The following is a 16,328-nucleotide window of genomic DNA, read 5'->3' as shown; positions in this document are numbered from 1 at the left end:
ATCCAACAGGCTTCAAAGAAATGGACGATGCCGATTCAAAACTGGCGAATGGCGCTGAATCGTTTCGTTATAGAATTTGGTGACCGGCTGAACGGCCACCAATAATTCCAAAGGCATTTACACAGAAAGATTTACAGGCTCTGATGCCGCCCAATCCCATATGCGGGTGTTCGTTATTGTATGTCCAAAGCCATTGTGTCGCAGTTTCTTGTACTTCAGCAAGGCTTTCAAAATCATCGCAAGCTAGCCATTCATAACGCACAGTTCGATTATAACGCTCGATATATGCATTTTGCTGCGGGTTACCGGGCTGAATATAGGCCAATTCAATCGATTGTTGCTCTGCCCAATTTTTTAATAGGTGACTAATATATTCAGGGCCATTATCGGATCTGATTCGTTTTGGCTTGCCGCGCCATTCAATGATTTGATTCAAGCTGCGTATTACGCGTTCTGCTGGCAAAGAGAAATCGACTTCAATGCCTAATCCTTCCCGATTAAAATCATCGATCACATTGAATAAGCGAATGCTGCGGCCATCGGCTAATTGATCGTGCATAAAATCCATCGACCATGTTTCATTTTTTGCCGCTGGCACCGCTAATGGCGCTGGCGTTTCGCGTTCTAAGCGCTTTTTAGGCTTAATCCGTAGATTTAACTCTAAATCGCAGTAAATCCTGTAGACGCGTTTATGATTCCAGCGCTTTTTCTTTACATTTCGCAGATGCAAAAAGCAGAGGCCAAAGCCCCAGTTTCGATTGGTTTCAGTGAGCTGAATCAGCGAATCCGCAATTTTTGCGTTTTCTACATCTAGCTTACGAACATAGCGATAGCAAGTCGTGCTAATTGCAAAACTGGCGCAAGCCACGCGAATAGAAACGGCCTTGCTTTCAACGGCCCAGTGAGCCATCTCGCGGCGCTGAGATGGCTTCACCACTTTTTGACATGGCTTCCTTGATGATGTCCGCCTGCATTTGGGCTTCGATATACATCTTTTTAAGACGCTTATTCTCATCTTCCAGCTCTTTCATGCGCGTCATCATGGAAACGTCCATGCCGCCAAACTTAGCGCGCCACTTATAAAAAGAGGCGGAACTCATACCGTGCTCTCGGCACAGATCGGGGACGGTCGAGCCGGCTTCGGCCTGCTTTAAAATCGCAATAATCTGACTGTCAGAATAACGTGCTGCTTTCATGTAGAAGCTCCTCAAAGACTACGAGAAAATTCTACTTAAAAATGAGCTGGTTTTGTGTGTGTGCTACCCAGCTGGGTTGTAATAGCCCGGCGGCCAATTCGTCGGTTTCCTCGGCGTGCACTTGTTAATTGGCATAGCAAGCATAAAAAAACCGGATGCACCATGGGGTGATCCGGTTTTTGATTAAGCGCTAATGCTTAGTCGGTATGGTAGTTTGGTGCTTCTTTGGTGATTTGCACATCATGCACGTGCGATTCGCGAATGCCGGCTGCGGTAATTTGCACAAATTCGGCTTTTTCGTGGATTTCTGTGATGTTTTTGCAGCCCAAATACCCCATGGAAGAGCGCAAGCCGCCCATGAGTTGATGGATGATGGCGGTAATCGGCCCTTTGTAGGCCACACGGCCTTCAATGCCTTCGGGTACTAATTTATCTGCGTTATTTACATTGTCTTGGAAATAACGATCAGATGAGCCGTTGCTGCCGGCCATTGCGCCTAAGGAGCCCATGCCACGGTAGCTCTTATAAGTGCGGCCTTGATAAAGCTCTACTTCACCCGGCGCTTCGTCTGTGCCGCCAAATAAGCCACCCAACATTACCGAGCTTGCGCCGGCGGCGATGGCTTTAGAGATGTCGCCAGAGTAGCGAATGCCACCGTCAGCAATCAGTGGAATGCCTGTACCAGCGAGTGCGTCAGCCACATTGGCTACCGCAGTGATTTGCGGTACACCCACACCCGCTACAATACGCGTGGTGCAGATCGAGCCTGGGCCAATCCCCACTTTTACGGCATCGGCACCGGCTTCAGCCAAAGCTAAAGCGGCAGCAGCGGTGGCGATATTGCCGCCAATCACTTGGATGTGCGGATAGTTTTGCTTCACCCAACGCACACGATCGATCACACCTTGGCTGTGTCCGTGGGCGGTATCTACCACGATCACATCTACACCGGCTTCAGAAAGCAGCTTTACGCGCTCTTCCGTGCCAGCACCCACGCCAACAGCCGCGCCGCAGCGCAGGCGACCTTGATCGTCTTTGGCCGCATTGGGGTGCTCAGAGGTTTTGATCAAGTCTTTAACGGTAATCAAGCCTTTTAGCTTGAAGTTTTCATCGATCACCAACACGCGCTCAAGGCGGTGCTCGTGCATCAGCACGCGGGCGGATTCGATCGAATCGCCTTCGTTTACGGTAATCAAGCGCTCTTTGGGTGTCATGATGCTGCTGACAGCCACGTCAAGGCGTGTTTCAAAACGTAAATCGCGGTTGGTGACGATGCCGACCAATTGGCCGGATTTATCGATCACAGGCAACCCAGAGATTTTATGCTGACGGGTGAGTTCATGCACGTCACGAACCAGCATCTCTGGGGATACGGTAATCGGATCCTTAACAATGCCTGATTCGTAGCGTTTTACTTTGGATACTTCTTTCGCTTGCATCACTGGGGTCATATTCTTATGAATAATCCCCATGCCGCCTTCTTGGGCGATTGCAATGGCGAGGCGAGCCTCAGTCACTGTATCCATCGCTGCAGAAGCCAGCGGTAGATTCAGGCGAATATTACGGGTGAATTGTGTCGATAAATCGACATCACGCGGTAGGATGTTTGAATGGGCCGGGACGAGGAGTACATCGTCAAAGGTGAGGGCCTTCTGAATCACGCGCATGGTGCAGAATCCTTAGTCGCCAAAACGGCATTATACCGAAAACCGCGTAAGAAGACTAATTGCTATTTCGTGTTTCCTTAATAATTTGTAGTTTTGTCAATAATGGGTATCTGCCTTTGCGTGCTATGGGGTGGAAATTTACTTGAGCAAGAATAGGGTCTATTCGGCATCGGTGCTTGCGGTAAGGATGGCTTCGAGCTAGCGTAAGAGTATGCCAATGGCTTTGGGCTTTTAGAGCCTAGAACAGATTGATTCGATCAAGAGGCCGATTATGTTGAGCAAGAGAATGCAGGCGCACCGTGCAAATACGGCCTTGATTTTGTCAGGGGGCGGGGCAAGGGCGGCTTATCAAGTTGGGGTGTTGTTGGCAATTGCTAGATTGCTGCCTAAAGGAGCCTCCAACCCTTTCCCTATTATCTGTGGTACTTCAGCGGGGGGGATTAACGCAGTGGCCGTAGCGGCGGGGGCCATGAATTTTCGCCGCTCAGTTTTTGAATTAGCAAGGCTTTGGCAGGGGCTAAGCCCCGAGCTGATTTATCATTGCTCTATATGGCACTTATTAAGCTCAGGGGGTCATTGGTTATTGTCGCTTCTAGTGGGTGGGATGGGAAAACATAATCCACGTGCTTTTCTTAATAATTCACCGCTGCGTGATTTATTGATAGATCGCGTAGATTTTTCAGGGATTCAACACGCTATTAATGCGGGCGCGCTCAGGGCTTTATCGATCTCTGCATCGGGCTATACATCGGGGCAATCGGTGTCTTTTTTTCAGGGGGCGGCCGATTTAGATGTTTGGCGGCGCGCCTCTCGGGTGGGGGTAAAGGCGAGCATTAGCGTGGATCATTTAATGGCCTCCGCAGCAATTCCTTTGTTGTTTCCTGCGGTACGTTTACATCGTGAGTATTTTGGTGATGGTTCGGTGCGGCAAATTGCGCCGATCAGCCCTGCGATCCATCTTGGGGCTGAGCGCATTTTGGTGATTGGGGTGGCTCCGCCCCTGACTGATCCTGCTGTACGAGAAAAACACACGCGCTATCCTACTTTGGCCCAAGTGATGGGGCACTTAATGAATAGCATTTTTTTGGATGGGCTAGACACAGATCTAGAAAGGCTAAATAGAATCAATCGGACGCTTGCCGCAGTGCCTGCGGAGGTGATACGTACTTTGCCACTGGGGCTGCGGCCGATACAAGTACTGACGATTTCCCCATCACAGCCATTAGAGCGGCTGGCGGTGGCGTTTAAGTTGGAATTCCCAGTGGGGATGCGTTTTTTATTGGGCGGCATGGGGGCGTTTCGTCATCAGGGCTCGGTGGTGGCCAGCTATTTATTGTTTTGTAGTGGTTATTCTCGCAAACTAATTGAGCTGGGCTATCGCGATGCCATGGATAAGGAGCAAGAATTACGCACCTTTTTGTCTGAAATTCAAGAAAGTGTTGGCGAGCCGGACACCTGCCCCCTAACCCCAAGTCGTTAGCCTTGGGGTTAGGGGGCGGTAATCTGTAATATTTACAGATTACTCTTCGTTAACAACGCTTATTCCGTGCTTACATAAGTACCCACTTGATCGAGTTGGCTGATAGAATAGTCTGTATCTATTGATGGCGATTGGAGTGCTTCATGTTGCGTTGGCGTTTGGGGCACTTAGCCCTATCTTTATTTTGCGCGAGCACCATTGCTTTTGCGCTGTATCTAGAAAAAACTCAATTTTTAAGCCCATGTCCGCTATGTATTTTTCAGCGAGTGGGTTTTATTACCTTTGGCTTGCTGTCTTTTTGCGCCGCTGCAGTGCCACTGCCACGGATGAGTCGTTTTTGGCCGATCTTGTTGACTATCGTTGGGCTGGCAGGTGCGGGTGTGGCAGCAAGGCATGTGGCGATTCAGTATTTTATTGATCCAAGCAAATTGCCTTCTTGTGGGCCGGGGCTCAATTACTTAATGGAAACCCAGCCATGGTTGCAGGTATTTAAAGGCGTGCTAACAGGGCACGGGGAATGTGGTGTGATTGATTGGAGTCTCTTTGGTTTATCGCTGCCGGTGATTGCGCTCATAGGCTTTAGTGGCCTGATTGCGGCCACTTGGGGTATTCGTTTCTGGCAGGCTAAAGCATGACGCTAACCGAGCTGCGCTATATTGTTGCCGTGGCCAGAGAGCGCCATTTTGGCCGTGCTGCGGCCAGCTGTTTTGTTTCGCAGCCCACTTTATCTGTGGCGGTAAAAAAATTGGAAGAAGAGCTGGGCGTGGCGCTATTTGAGCGCTCGGCGAGCGATGTTAGCCTCACGCCAATTGGTGGGCGCTTAGTGGAGCAGGCACAGCGGGTATTAGAAGAAGTGCAGCTGATTAAGCAGCTGGCAGAGCAGGGCAAAGACCCGCTGGCAGGGCCGTTGCGACTAGGGATTATCTACACGATTAGCCCCTATTTATTGCCACATTTAATTCCGCAGCTGCGTATTGCCGCGCCGCAAATGCAGATTTTGCTGGAAGAAAATTACACCGCACGCCTAGTTGAAATGCTCAAACAGGGTGAAATTGATGTAGCCATCGTGGCCGAGCCCTTTTTTGAAGCGGGCCTTGCCACTCAAGCGGTTTATGACGAGCCTTTTGTGGTGGCAACGCCTAAGGGCCATCCTTGGGAGAGCGAAACAGAGATTGATTCATCTATTTTGGCGGATGAAAATGTCTTGCTGTTGTCTTCTGGTAATTGCTTTCGCGATCACGTCTTGCAAGCTTGCCCAGATTTAAATCGTGAAAGCCTGCCGGTAGGGAGTTTGCAACGCACCTTGCAAGGTAGCTCGCTTACTACGATTAGGCATATGGTGGCGGGGGGGATTGGTGTAACGGTGTTACCGGCTTCATCGGTGAGTGCCGCTGATGATGCTTTACTGACGATTCGCCCTTTTAAAGAGCCTATCCCAAGCCGTAGGGTGATTTTGGCGTGGCGACGTAATTTTCCGCGCGCTGCAGCAGTAGAGGCTGTACGGCAAGCGGTGCTCAATACCCGCTTGTCTTCCGTGAGTATTTTGCAGGATGAGCCTGTGCATTAAGCTCTGCAGCTTATATGGGTGATTTCTTATTAAGTTAAATTAATGGGTTTGGCTGTATTTAGGCAAACGCTGATTAAATTGTCATCTTCGAATTTTTTTATCGGGGATCTCGTAAATACTGGATTTCTGCCTGCGCGGGAATGACGAAACTGAATAAATTAGAGTTTCCTTAGAAATACAGTGATAAATTTTAAATTTATTTTTTAAAAAATGCTGAGAAACTGATTTACCTTAATCTATTGACGCACACCACAGGAAGCACAATGAGCACTCCTATTATAATTATTGGTTCGGGTTTGGCGGCCTATAATTTGGCGCGTGAATTTCGTAAATTAGATCAAACCACGCCTTTAACTATTATTGCAGAAGACGCCGCTGATTTTTATTCTAAGCCAATGTTGTCTAATGCTTTGGCGGGTAATAAGACAGCTGAGTCCCTAGTGTTAAAATCTGCTAGCAAAATGGCGACCGAATTAAGCGCGGCCATTCTCCCCTTTACCGAAGTGGTGGGGATTGATACGGCTAATCAGCAGGTATTGCTGATTGATGGTCAAGCCTTGGTGTATCAAGATTTGGTTTTAGCTCTAGGCGCAGATCCTATCTACCTGCCTTTGGGGGGTAATGCGGGGGATGATGTTGTTTCTGTGAATAATATTCAGGATTATGCCGAATTTGCCGCCAAACTACCTGGTTTAACAACGGTAGGTATTCTTGGGGCGGGTTTAATTGGTTGCGAATTTGCTAATGATTTATTAGCTCTTGGGATTAAACCGATTGTATTTGAGCCAGCAGCGTGGCCTTTGTCACGTTTATTGCCAGAAGCGGCGGGGCGTTATCTAGCGGCGCAATTAACGGCGGCAGGGGTGGAGTTTCATTTTGGCCTTGCGGCGCAAAATTATGATCATATGGAAGGGCGTTATTTACTGGGTTTAAATGATGGCTCGATTGTTGAAGTGGGTATGCTGGTCTCTGCGGTGGGTTTACGCCCCCGCATTCATCTGGCAGGTAGTGCAGAGCTGGATGTGAATCGCGGCATTGTGGTGAATCAAAATTTACAAACATCCAATCCACATATCTATGCTTTAGGTGATTGTGCCGAGGTAATGGGTTTGAATTTGCCATTTGTAATGCCCATCATGCACTGCGCCCGTGCCTTGGCCGCCACTCTGGCCGGAACACCCACAGCTGTTAAATACCCCGCCATGCCGGTGCTGGTGAAAACACCCGCCTGCCCAACTATCGTGGCACCTCCCGCAGTGGGGGCGCAGGGGCAATGGCAAATTACTGATGTAGAGAGCGGGCTAGATGCGCGCTTTGTGGATGCGAATGGCAATTTGCTGGGCTTTGCCTTATTGGGCGCAGCCACCCAGCAGAAGCAAACGCTAACGGCGCAATTGCCGCCCGTTTTGGTTTAAGCTGACACTCGATTTTTGGCAAAGAAATTGTGCTGGAATAGGCACATTCTGAAGACATTATGGTAAGTGCCGTTGCTGAAATATTCTTCTATCAGCTCGGCCTCTTGGGTAAAACCGCATTTTTCATAAATATGAATGGCGGCTTTATTTGACACATCCACCACCAAATAAAGCTTACGCAGATTAAGCACAGAAAACGCATAGCTGGCGGCCAGCCTAGTCGCTTCGCTGGCATAGCCCTTGCCCTGTTGCTCTGGTGCAATCATGATCTGAAATTCACCGCGGCGATGAATGTAATCCAGCTCAATTAATTCAACAAAGCCCACCATCTCATCATTGCCATCTACGGCCACAAAGCGGCGCTCGCGTACATCGTGTACATGCTGATCGTAGAGTTGGGTAAGCTCAGAAAAAGTCTCGTAAGGCTCTTCAAACCAATAACGCATAATTTTGGCATTATTGTTCAGCTCGTGGGCAAAGCGTAAATCAGATCGTTCTAAAGGGCGTAGTTTTAAGCGGTTGCTCATATAAATCTTAGGGTAATAAAGATGAGTGTCCGACCCAGAGAGGTGAAACGGAGTTCATTTTGAGAGTAGGAATGGTATTTGTTACCCAGAGGGGCCGTGGCTTACGGTATTTTATTTAGGTCATTGCCAATGAGCGAAGCACTGCATCCAGCAAGCCAGGGAAGCGGCTGTCTAGATCTTCTTTGCGTATGTTGTTGATAAACTGCGTGCCATCCGCCGTCATGCGAATAATGCCTGCTTCGCGCAGCACCCTAAAATGATGCGATGCGGTGGATTTGGCCATGTCTTGGCACAAAGCGCCGCAGGCCTGCTCGCCCTTGCTGGCAAGGTTCTGCACAATGGCAAGGCGTGCGGGGTCGCTCAGCGCATACAGCGCTCGGGTCAGAGTTAGATCTTCTTTTGAGGGGTGGATTGGTGTTCTCATGCTTGCAGTGTTGCATAGTGCATGCTAAAGTTCAATTGTTCGATAATTATAGAACTTATGAACTTGGCAAAAAACAGCTCGCCATTTGGGCTTGCTGCTCCCTCCCTTGAGTAAAAACAGGATTACGCTATGTCAGCTAAATTTAAGAATCAGGTCGCCGTTGTGACCGGTGGCTCTACCGGTATTGGTTTTGCGATTGCTAAGGCTTTGCTGGATGAGGGGGCGCGCCGAGTTTATGTGACCGGTAGGTCGGCTAAAACACTAGATGCTGCCGTTACGGCGCTGGGGGAAAGAGCGCTGGCTGTGGTGTCGGATGTGGCTGAGCTTGCCGATTTGCAAAAGCTGAAAAGCACGATTGAGCAGCAGGGGGACGTGCTGGACGTGGTATTTGCCAATGCTGGAATAGCAGAATACAACCATTTTGGTGAGACGATTGAAGCAGAGTTTGCTAAGACCTTTGATATCAATGTAAAGGGCGTTTTTTTTACGGTGCAAACCCTGTTGCCGCTACTAAAAGAGAGTGGTTCTGTCGTGCTGACGGCCTCGATTGTGGCCAATAAAGGCATGGAAAACTTGAGCCTTTATAATGCCTCTAAGGCTGCAGTTCGCTCGTTTGCACGCTCTTGGGCCAATGATCTGAAAGGGCGCAAGATTCGGGTGAATGCACTGAGCCCAGGCCTGACCCGTACACCGATTATGGAGAATGGCTTGAAATGGGATGCAGAGCAGCTAGCCGGGCTGGATAGCTACGCAGCAGAAGTCGTCCCGCTGGGCTATGTGGCGCAGCCTGAAGACATTGCCGCTGCCGCCTTGTTTTTAGCATCGGATGATGCGCGTTATGTGAATGGGGTAGAGCTGACGGTGGATGGGGGGTTTACTCAAATTTAGTAAACCCATGTAATGGCCATAAGGGCACTGCACCCTTATGGCTTTATTTAACCCGCTTTTTTATTCCCAGCTTAAAATAACCTTGCCGCTTTGGCCTGATAGCATGGCAGCAAAGCCTGCTTCAAACTCATCTACAGGAAAGTGGTGGGTGATAATCGGGGTGATGTCGAGGCCAGATTGGATGAGGGCGACCATTTTGTACCAAGTCTCAAACATCTCGCGGCCGTAAATACCTTTAATTTCCAGCCCTTTAAAAATGACCTGATTCCAATCGATGGCGGTGTCGGATGGCGGAATGCCTAAGAGCGCCACTTTGCCGCCGTGCTGCATGGTTTCCAGCATGGTGCGGAAAGCCTGTGGATTGCCAGACATTTCCAAACCCACGTCAAAGCCTTCGGTCATTTTTAAATCTGCCATCACGTCTTTTAAATCTTCATTTAAGACGTTGACGGCGCGCGTTGCGCCCATTTTGCGGGCCAGATCGAGGCGGTAGTCGTTGACGTCGGTGATTACCACATGGCGTGCGCCAACGTGTTTGGCAATCGCCACCGCCATAATGCCGATCGGGCCTGCACCGGTAATCAATACATCTTCACCCACCATATTAAAAGATAAGGCGGTGTGTACGGCATTGCCAAACGGGTCAAAAATAGCCGCTAAATCATCGGAAATATCGTCAGGAATAGGGAAGGCGTTAAAGGCTGGTAGCATCAAGTATTCGGCAAAAGCACCGGGGCGATTCACGCCCACGCCAACGGTATTGCGGCAGAGATGACGGCGGCCTGCGCGGCAGTTACGGCAATGGCCGCAGGTGATATGGCCTTCGCCAGAAACGCGATCGCCAATTTTAAAGCCTTGCACTTCTGAACCAATCTCCACCACTGTGCCGACATATTCGTGGCCAACGTGCATGGGCACAGGAATGGTTTTCTGCGCCCAATCATCCCATTTCCAGATATGCATGTCGGTGCCACAGATGGCGGTTTTTTTGATTTTGATTAGCAAGTCGTTATGGCCGATGACAGGCTTTTCGACTTGATTCATCGTCAGGCCAGGTGCTGCGGTCAATTTTGATAAGGCTTTCATCTGGTGTTCCCATTATTTTATTATTTAATGCGTAAACCCTAGGGTCTGTAGGCACAGAGCACACGGAGAAAAGCGCATGCCATATCGTGTAGGGCGGGTGAAACCCGCGAGCCTTGCTCAATAACGCCCTACGAATGCCACAACGCCAGCCAAGCTAGCAATTTCTTTGTGTGCTCTGTGTTCTGATTGATCTCTGTGTCTACAGAACTTTTAAGTCTTTATTTTTAAGCAATCACTTTTAATTCACGGCCTACTTTAATAAAGGCGGCGACGGTTTTTTCGATTTGTTCTAGTGTATGCCCCGCCGACATTTGCGTGCGGATGCGGGCCTTGCCCTTGGGCACAACAGGGAAGGAGAACCCAACCACGTACACGCCTTCTTTAAGCAGTGCTGCCGATACTTCACCAGCAAGGCGGGCATCGCCCAGCATTACAGGGACAATTGGGTGCTCGCCCGGCACTAAGCTAAAGCCCGCGTCAGACATGGCTTTACGGAAGTATTCGGCGTTGCGTTTTAGATTGCTACGCAGTGCTTTACCTTCATCGCTCGCCAAAATCTCTAATACTTTTAAGCTGGCGGCTGCAATGGCGGGGGCAAGGGTATTGGAGAACAAATAAGGGCGTGAGCGCTGGCGCAGTAAATCAATCATTGGCTTGCGGCCCGCTACATAGCCGCCTGAAGCACCGCCCAAGGCTTTGCCCAAGGTGCCGGTGTAAAGATCGATGCGGTCTTGCACGCCGCATAACTCCGGTGTGCCCGCGCCGTTTTCACCGATAAAGCCCACAGCGTGCGAATCATCCACCATCACGATGGCGTTATAGCGCTCGGCCACATCGCACAGCTCTTTTAGGTCGGCGATAATGCCATCCATAGAGAATACGCCATCGGTGACCACTAGCTTAAAGCGCGCACCTGCAGCATCGGCGGCAATCAGCTGTGCTTCAAGGTCTTGCATATTGTTGTTTTTGTAACGGAAACGCTTGGCTTTACACAGGCGCACGCCGTCGATAATTGAAGCATGGTTGAGCTCGTCCGAGATTACCGCATCTTCTTCACCCAAGAGCGTTTCAAATACGCCGCCATTGGCGTCAAAACAGCTGGAATATAGGATGGTGTCATCGGTCTTTAGAAAGCCAGAAATCGCCTGTTCTAAATCTTTATGCACCTGCTGGGTGCCGCAAATAAAGCGTACCGATGCGCAGCCATAGCCATAATCGTCCATGCCCTGTTTGGCCGCTGCAATCAGGCGGGCATCGTCGGCTAGGCCTAAATAATTATTTGCGCAAAAATTTAGCACTTCCTGGCCGCTCTGTAAGGTTATGTCGGCGCTTTGGCGGCTGGCAATTACCCGCTCAGGCTTGGCAAAACCATCGTTGTGGATTTGCGTGAGCGTTGCATTTAGGTGTGCAAGGTAGGCTTGATTCATAGTCATCCTGTATACGGGTTGTGTCGAGCGAATAGCTTGATTGTAGACCGATGCAGAATGACCGAGCAGTAGCAGTTGGGCGTGTTTTAGAGTGGGGAAGTGTTTATTTGGCTTGCTGCTACCTAGGTGGTATTGAGCACGCACTCAAGTGTGTTGATCTTTATTGCTTTCTTAAAACCCTCATCGCCAATCTGGAGGTGAGGGTTTTAAGAAAGCTCAGAGTCCGTGCTATCAATCCGCAGGTTTACGGCTAGTTTGCGTGGCGCAGCGTGTTGTGAATTTAAAGCCTTCCTCAATGGCTTCTTCCATAGTCCTTGCATCAGCACTGGGGAATGCCCCCGTTAATGTTTTTTTATCTTTGGAAAGCTTCATTAAAATCAGACCAGATATTCTGCCTGCATCATAATTGCAGCGCATCATCCAATCTTGGCTGGCCCCGCAGCCATAAATAGCGCCCGTGCTTTCATTCTTTGAACTGGTGAGAATATAGTTGGCTTGTAATGTGTTGGGTTCTTTTTGATCGAATTCAATGGTGAGTTGAGTTTTTAAGCTGTCCCGCATATCAATATCACCATGACAAATAAGATTGGATGTGGATTTAATCAATGCTGGAATGGGGTTTTGTTCTGCTGCATTAGTATTGAATACAGCCATACTAATTAGGCCAATAAACAGCACGACACTTGATGTTTTTGCTTTCATTTTATCTCAGTGAAATAAGCTGTGGTTGATCTTTAAAAAGACAGGCGGATGCCTCTTGTATGTTTTTTGTCGTTTGTTTGACATCCACGGATGTTGTTCGTAGGGGCGCAGCAAGCAGCTGCTGCTAAAGATTAGAAATAAGTGCAAAAATGATCGCTCGGTTCAGTGGGCATTTAAGACCTATTACTTCAATGAGTAAACGAATTAAAATACTTAGGGACTATAGATCTCTGCTTTTGAATAGGTGTCATTTTTAGGAACAATTGGGGACTGACCATAGTTGAAACACTGCCTATAAAAAAGATGCAATATCGTGAAGCGGTTTTTTAGGATATTGGGAACTTGGCAATGCTCGGCTGGGTAGCCAACGACCAGCAAGATATAAGGCTTTTCGTCTTTACTCCGCCCACAGATTTCATTTAAAAATCCCATCGGGCTAGGGGTGTGGGTTAGGGTGGCTAGGCCAGAGTGATGTAATGCTGCAATCAAAAAGCCAGTAGCAATATTGACAGACTCAGGCACATAGTAGTTCTTTAGCCGTAATCCATCGTCAAACTCACTGTGCTTTTGGCCAAAGATGACAATCAGATAGGGTGCGGTTTCTAAAAACGGCTTTTCTGCATCGGTGCCCAATGGGGCGAGTGCCTCTTTCCAGTCTGGTGGTGCGCGTCGGGTGTAAAAATCGAGTTCTTCTGCTTCGGCGGCAAGGCGGATTTGTTGTTTGATGGAAGGGCTTTCAATAACGGCAAAGTGCCAAGGTTGGTGATTGGCACCAGATGGTGCAGTCCCTGCGGCCAGTGAATATTGTTCGATCACAGCTCTAGCCACGGGACGATCAGAAAACTCGCGGATGGTTTTTCTGCGTTGCATGGTTTTATAAAACCGCGTGGCGTTTTCTAGCATATTGCTGGGGGCTTGTTCCTCAAAGGTGCTGAGATCAAGCCAGCCAAGGGTGTTGATATTGAGTGGGTGTGTATGTATGACAAGCTTCGAAAGGAAAAGACCGGCTCATCATAAGGTGCGTAAATCATGCTCGCCAATTATTTACATCCTTACGTTGTTTAAAAGACAAAGTGGGAGGTGCTCTGGCGTACTTATTTGCTGCTTAGCCGCGTAGAATGTCGATACTCTGACTTGCCTAGCCTCTGATCCTATGTCCGAACAATCATCTGCTGACGCCATTCTATCCACTCAAGCCATTAAAGACGCGCTATTAGAACAAGTTAAAAGCCTGCCGGATCAGCCTGGGGTGTATCGATTTTTGGGGGCGGATGGCACGGTTTTATATGTGGGCAAGGCAATTAATCTGCGCAAGCGGGTGGGCTCTTATTTCCAAAAAAATGATCACAGCCCACGTATTCGTTTAATGCTGGCGCAGGTAATGCGCTTAGACACCACGGTGGTGCGCTCCGAAGGCGAGGCGCTGGTATTAGAAAACAATCTGATCAAGGCTTTAGCCCCACGCTATAACATTTTGTTTCGGGACGATAAAAGCTATCCCTATGTGGTGATTACGGGGCATGACTCACCGCGTTTAGCCTATTACCGTGGCACTTTAGATAAACGCCATCAATACTTTGGCCCTTTTCCTAATGGCTATGTGGTTAAAGAAAGCATTCAGCTGTTACAAAAAGTTTTTAAAATACGCACTTGTGAAGACACGGTCTTTGCCAATCGTTCTAGGCCCTGTTTATTACATCAAATCAAACGCTGCTCGGCACCCTGTGTGGATTTAATTAGCCATGATGATTATCGAAGCGATGTTAATAACGCGGTGCGATTTTTAAATGGCAAGGCCAGCGAGATATTAGGTGAATTAGAGTCGCGCATGCAAATGGCATCTGAAAGTTGGCGATTTGAAGAGGCGGCGGCGATTCGGGATCAGATTAGCGCTTTATCGCGCATCCAAGATAAGCAATTTGTTTCGAGTAATAGTAGCGAGGTGGATGCGGATATTGTGGCGTGTGTGATTGCACAAGGCATGATTTGTGTGAACCTGGCTATGGTGCGCGGTGGACGGCATGTGGGGGATAAAAACCTATTTCCATCGCATGCCGATGGTTACGATGCGCCTGCAGCACTTGAGGCGTTTTTGGCCCAGCATTATTTAGAGCGCAATACGCCGCCGGTGATTTTTTGCCACCCTGAGCCAGAAAACGCTGCCCTGCTGGCGGATTTACTGAGCCAGCAGGCCGAGCATAAGGTGGTATTGAATAGTAATCCCAACGGAGAGCGACGCGTTTGGCTAGAAATGGCGCTTAAGAATGCTGAATTGGCGATTTTGCAAAGAAGCAGCCAAGCCGCTACGCAGCATGCTCGATTAGCATCTTTGATCGAAGCAATGAATTGGCCCGATACCATCGCCCGTATCGAATGCTTTGATATCTCGCACACCATGGGCGAGGCCACCGTGGCCTCTTGCGTGGTGTACGACCGTATGGATATGCAGCCTAAGGAATACCGCCGCTACAATATTGAAGGCATTACGCCAGGGGATGATTACGCCGCCATGCGCCAAGCCTTAATTCGTCGCTACGGCAAAATTGCAGCAGGCGAGGGTATGGTGCCTGATGTGGTACTGATTGATGGGGGTAAGGGCCAGCTATCTATGGCGGTAGAGGCGATGAACGAGGTGGGCATGCTTGAGCCTATCTTGCTAGGTGTGGCTAAAGGTGAAACGCGTAAGGCCGGTTTGGAGCAGCTCATTTTGGTGGATAGGCCAGAGCCAATCCAATTGCGACGTGACCATCCCGCTTTGCATTTAATTCAGCAAATTCGTGATGAAGCGCACCGTTTTGCCATCACCGGCCACCGTGCCAGACGCGCTAAAGCAAGGGTTTCATCCAGCTTAGAAGATGTAGAAGGCATCGGCCCAAAACGGCGGCAAAAATTACTCGCCCGCTTTGGCGGCTTGCAAGGGGTAAAGGCCGCCAGTGTGGATGAATTAAAGCAGGTAGAGGGGATTAGCCAAGCCTTGGCAGAAAAAATCCATGCCGTGTTGCGTGCTTAATAAAAAGGATAGGGCGCTGTTCTTTGCGCTTGATTCAATATTGGCTGTGGCGGCTTTTAGTTTGCAGGCAAAGTGTCTGGTTTTTGTCTATGGATAAATTGCCTTTAGCTTGGATAATTGTACTTTGTTGCACATTTTCACGAATGCCCTGAATAAAACGAGCTTGATCCGCAATCGGGCTGTGCATACTGGTAGAATGCGATTTTCTTGCTGTATTTGCCATTGGGTTCTGTATTCGCATGCCTTTTAATTTGCCGATATTTCTGACATGGTTGCGCGTTGCGCTGATTCCTATTTTTGTGGGCGTGTATTACCTGCCGATTAGTTTTATGCCACTGATTACCCAAAACATGGTGGGTAGTGCCTTGTTTTTTCTTGCGGCAATCACCGATTGGTTTGATGGTTATTTGGCACGTCGTTGGAATCAAACCTCTAGCTTTGGCGCATTTTTAGACCCTGTGGCGGATAAATTAATGGTCGCCGCCTCCCTGATTTTATTAGTGGAGTTGGCCCGTGCCCCAACATGGTTGGCGGTGATTATTATTGGCCGCGAAATTACTATTTCTGCGCTGCGCGAATGGATGGCGCAGCAAGGTAAATCCAAAAGCACGGCCGTGGCGTATATTGGTAAATTAAAAACTGGCGCACAAATGATTGCCATTTTATTGCTGCTTTGGGCAGGGCCTTTATTGCCAGGTGTTTCTACACAATTAATAGGCACACTGGCGCTATATATTGCCGGTATATTGACGATTATTTCTATGTTTTACTATTTGCAATTGGCTGCACAGCAATTTAAAGAAGAATAATGTGTTGATGCCTGAGTGATAGATTAAAAACCTGTAAGCCGTTGTGTTTGCAGGTTTTTTTAATCTTATGGCTTGATGTTCATGAGTGAGATCAATAAATGCATTGCCCACGAAATACACGAAAAAAAAT

17 protein-coding genes are annotated in these 16,328 nt (G+C 48.7%); 7 read left to right on the top strand and 10 right to left on the bottom strand.

Translation table 11 applies throughout. From position 1 onward, the window contains the following. Window positions 1-67 precede the first annotated feature (67 nt). From Q0R17_RS09060 to guaB, 3 genes are all read right to left on the bottom strand, one after another. Window positions 68-988 (bottom strand): IS3 family transposase, encoded by a 921-nt coding sequence (locus tag Q0R17_RS09060; RefSeq protein ID WP_293934248.1) that lies wholly within the window; start codon window positions 986-988, stop codon window positions 68-70. Beyond that, entirely contained in the window at window positions 891-1,196 is a 306-nt protein-coding gene (locus Q0R17_RS09055) for a transposase (protein ID WP_293934234.1), read from the bottom strand. Before Q0R17_RS09055 ends, Q0R17_RS09060 begins: the two co-directional genes overlap by 98 nt. A 197-nt stretch (window positions 1,197-1,393) precedes the next feature. Next, window positions 1,394-2,863, bottom strand: coding sequence for an IMP dehydrogenase (gene guaB, locus Q0R17_RS09050; RefSeq protein WP_293934231.1), 1,470 nt, complete (start codon window positions 2,861-2,863; stop codon window positions 1,394-1,396). Window positions 2,864-3,134: 271 nt separating this feature from the next. Here guaB and Q0R17_RS09045 point away from each other — a divergent pair, with 271 nt between their 5' ends. The 4 genes from Q0R17_RS09045 (at window position 3,135) to Q0R17_RS09030 (ending at window position 7,325) form a co-directional block, all read left to right on the top strand. Further along, complete coding sequence (locus Q0R17_RS09045) at window positions 3,135-4,343, top strand: patatin-like phospholipase family protein (protein WP_293934230.1); 1,209 nt, start codon at window positions 3,135-3,137, stop codon at window positions 4,341-4,343. A gap of 143 nt (window positions 4,344-4,486) precedes the next feature. Continuing rightward, window positions 4,487-4,978: a disulfide bond formation protein B gene (locus tag Q0R17_RS09040; RefSeq protein ID WP_293934229.1), complete on the top strand. Its 492-nt coding sequence runs from the start codon at window positions 4,487-4,489 to the stop codon at window positions 4,976-4,978. Next, window positions 4,975-5,910: a LysR substrate-binding domain-containing protein gene (locus tag Q0R17_RS09035; protein ID WP_293934228.1), complete on the top strand. Its 936-nt coding sequence runs from the start codon at window positions 4,975-4,977 to the stop codon at window positions 5,908-5,910. Before Q0R17_RS09040 ends, Q0R17_RS09035 begins: the two co-directional genes overlap by 4 nt. 263 nt (window positions 5,911-6,173) lie before the next feature. Continuing rightward, window positions 6,174-7,325: an NAD(P)/FAD-dependent oxidoreductase gene (locus tag Q0R17_RS09030; RefSeq protein ID WP_293934225.1), complete on the top strand. Its 1,152-nt coding sequence runs from the start codon at window positions 6,174-6,176 to the stop codon at window positions 7,323-7,325. Here the strand turns inward: Q0R17_RS09030 and speG are convergent. Together speG and Q0R17_RS09020 are read right to left on the bottom strand one after the other, a co-directional pair. Continuing rightward, the gene (speG, locus tag Q0R17_RS09025; protein ID WP_293934222.1) at window positions 7,322-7,852 is read right to left on the bottom strand and encodes a spermidine N1-acetyltransferase; all 531 of its coding nucleotides are present in this window, start codon (window positions 7,850-7,852) and stop codon (window positions 7,322-7,324) included. The genes Q0R17_RS09030 and speG overlap by 4 nt on opposite strands. Before the next feature lie 115 nt (window positions 7,853-7,967). Then, on the bottom strand, window positions 7,968-8,276 hold the full coding sequence (locus Q0R17_RS09020; protein WP_293934220.1) for a helix-turn-helix transcriptional regulator: 309 nt from the start codon (window positions 8,274-8,276) through the stop codon (window positions 7,968-7,970). Between the two features lie 129 nt (window positions 8,277-8,405). Here Q0R17_RS09020 and Q0R17_RS09015 point away from each other — a divergent pair, with 129 nt between their 5' ends. After that, entirely contained in the window at window positions 8,406-9,164 is a 759-nt protein-coding gene (locus Q0R17_RS09015) for an SDR family NAD(P)-dependent oxidoreductase (RefSeq protein WP_293934218.1), read from the top strand. Window positions 9,165-9,224: 60 nt separating this feature from the next. On the opposite strand, the gene tdh is transcribed toward Q0R17_RS09015, so the two are convergent. From tdh to Q0R17_RS08995, 4 genes are all read right to left on the bottom strand, one after another. Beyond that, a complete protein-coding gene (gene tdh, locus Q0R17_RS09010) occupies window positions 9,225-10,250 on the bottom strand; it encodes an L-threonine 3-dehydrogenase (protein WP_293934216.1) in 1,026 nt (341 codons plus the stop codon). Between the two features lie 224 nt (window positions 10,251-10,474). Further along, on the bottom strand, window positions 10,475-11,677 hold the full coding sequence (locus Q0R17_RS09005) for a glycine C-acetyltransferase (RefSeq protein WP_293934214.1): 1,203 nt from the start codon (window positions 11,675-11,677) through the stop codon (window positions 10,475-10,477). Between the two features lie 231 nt (window positions 11,678-11,908). Further along, the gene (locus Q0R17_RS09000) at window positions 11,909-12,379 is read right to left on the bottom strand and encodes a hypothetical protein (protein ID WP_293934212.1); all 471 of its coding nucleotides are present in this window, start codon (window positions 12,377-12,379) and stop codon (window positions 11,909-11,911) included. Between the two features lie 213 nt (window positions 12,380-12,592). Then, window positions 12,593-13,282, bottom strand: coding sequence for a nitroreductase family protein (locus Q0R17_RS08995; protein ID WP_293934210.1), 690 nt, complete (start codon window positions 13,280-13,282; stop codon window positions 12,593-12,595). 250 nt (window positions 13,283-13,532) lie between these two features. Between Q0R17_RS08995 and uvrC the strand changes: the two genes are divergently transcribed. Further along, a complete protein-coding gene (gene uvrC, locus Q0R17_RS08990) occupies window positions 13,533-15,389 on the top strand; it encodes an excinuclease ABC subunit UvrC (protein WP_293934208.1) in 1,857 nt (618 codons plus the stop codon). Window positions 15,390-15,423: 34 nt separating this feature from the next. Here uvrC and Q0R17_RS08985 read toward each other — a convergent pair whose 3' ends face one another. Then, on the bottom strand, window positions 15,424-15,612 hold the full coding sequence (locus Q0R17_RS08985; RefSeq protein ID WP_293934207.1) for a hypothetical protein: 189 nt from the start codon (window positions 15,610-15,612) through the stop codon (window positions 15,424-15,426). Window positions 15,613-15,628: 16 nt separating this feature from the next. Here Q0R17_RS08985 and pgsA point away from each other — a divergent pair, with 16 nt between their 5' ends. Further along, window positions 15,629-16,198 (top strand): CDP-diacylglycerol--glycerol-3-phosphate 3-phosphatidyltransferase, encoded by a 570-nt coding sequence (gene pgsA, locus Q0R17_RS08980; RefSeq protein WP_293934206.1) that lies wholly within the window; start codon window positions 15,629-15,631, stop codon window positions 16,196-16,198. Window positions 16,199-16,328 lie beyond the last annotated feature (130 nt).

It is taken from the genome of Iodobacter sp., assembly GCF_025352645.1.
Taxonomy (GTDB): domain Bacteria; phylum Pseudomonadota; class Gammaproteobacteria; order Burkholderiales; family Chitinibacteraceae; genus Iodobacter.
The sequence above is the reverse complement of the archived record's forward strand: the minus strand, read 5'-3'. Positions and strand labels throughout refer to the sequence as shown.

What these genes read in the sequence shown, in the direction of transcription:
- Q0R17_RS09020 (WP_293934220.1), bottom strand. Translation starts at nt 8,276, where the DNA reads ATGAGAACACCAATCCACCCCTCAAAAGAAGATCTAACTCTGACCCGA.
- Q0R17_RS08985 (WP_293934207.1), bottom strand. Translation starts at nt 15,612, where the DNA reads ATGGCAAATACAGCAAGAAAATCGCATTCTACCAGTATGCACAGCCCG.
- Q0R17_RS09000 (WP_293934212.1), bottom strand. Translation starts at nt 12,379, where the DNA reads ATGAAAGCAAAAACATCAAGTGTCGTGCTGTTTATTGGCCTAATTAGT.
- Q0R17_RS08995 (WP_293934210.1), bottom strand. Translation starts at nt 13,282, where the DNA reads ATGCTAGAAAACGCCACGCGGTTTTATAAAACCATGCAACGCAGAAAA.
- Q0R17_RS09015 (WP_293934218.1), top strand. Translation starts at nt 8,406, where the DNA reads ATGTCAGCTAAATTTAAGAATCAGGTCGCCGTTGTGACCGGTGGCTCT.
- speG (WP_293934222.1), bottom strand. Translation starts at nt 7,852, where the DNA reads ATGAGCAACCGCTTAAAACTACGCCCTTTAGAACGATCTGATTTACGC.
- Q0R17_RS09005 (WP_293934214.1), bottom strand. Translation starts at nt 11,677, where the DNA reads ATGAATCAAGCCTACCTTGCACACCTAAATGCAACGCTCACGCAAATC.
- Q0R17_RS09030 (WP_293934225.1), top strand. Translation starts at nt 6,174, where the DNA reads ATGAGCACTCCTATTATAATTATTGGTTCGGGTTTGGCGGCCTATAAT.
- pgsA (WP_293934206.1), top strand. Translation starts at nt 15,629, where the DNA reads ATGCCTTTTAATTTGCCGATATTTCTGACATGGTTGCGCGTTGCGCTG.
- Q0R17_RS09035 (WP_293934228.1), top strand. Translation starts at nt 4,975, where the DNA reads ATGACGCTAACCGAGCTGCGCTATATTGTTGCCGTGGCCAGAGAGCGC.
- Q0R17_RS09040 (WP_293934229.1), top strand. Translation starts at nt 4,487, where the DNA reads ATGTTGCGTTGGCGTTTGGGGCACTTAGCCCTATCTTTATTTTGCGCG.
- tdh (WP_293934216.1), bottom strand. Translation starts at nt 10,250, where the DNA reads ATGAAAGCCTTATCAAAATTGACCGCAGCACCTGGCCTGACGATGAAT.
- Q0R17_RS09055 (WP_293934234.1), bottom strand. Translation starts at nt 1,196, where the DNA reads ATGAAAGCAGCACGTTATTCTGACAGTCAGATTATTGCGATTTTAAAG.
- Q0R17_RS09045 (WP_293934230.1), top strand. Translation starts at nt 3,135, where the DNA reads ATGTTGAGCAAGAGAATGCAGGCGCACCGTGCAAATACGGCCTTGATT.
- guaB (WP_293934231.1), bottom strand. Translation starts at nt 2,863, where the DNA reads ATGCGCGTGATTCAGAAGGCCCTCACCTTTGACGATGTACTCCTCGTC.
- uvrC (WP_293934208.1), top strand. Translation starts at nt 13,533, where the DNA reads ATGTCCGAACAATCATCTGCTGACGCCATTCTATCCACTCAAGCCATT.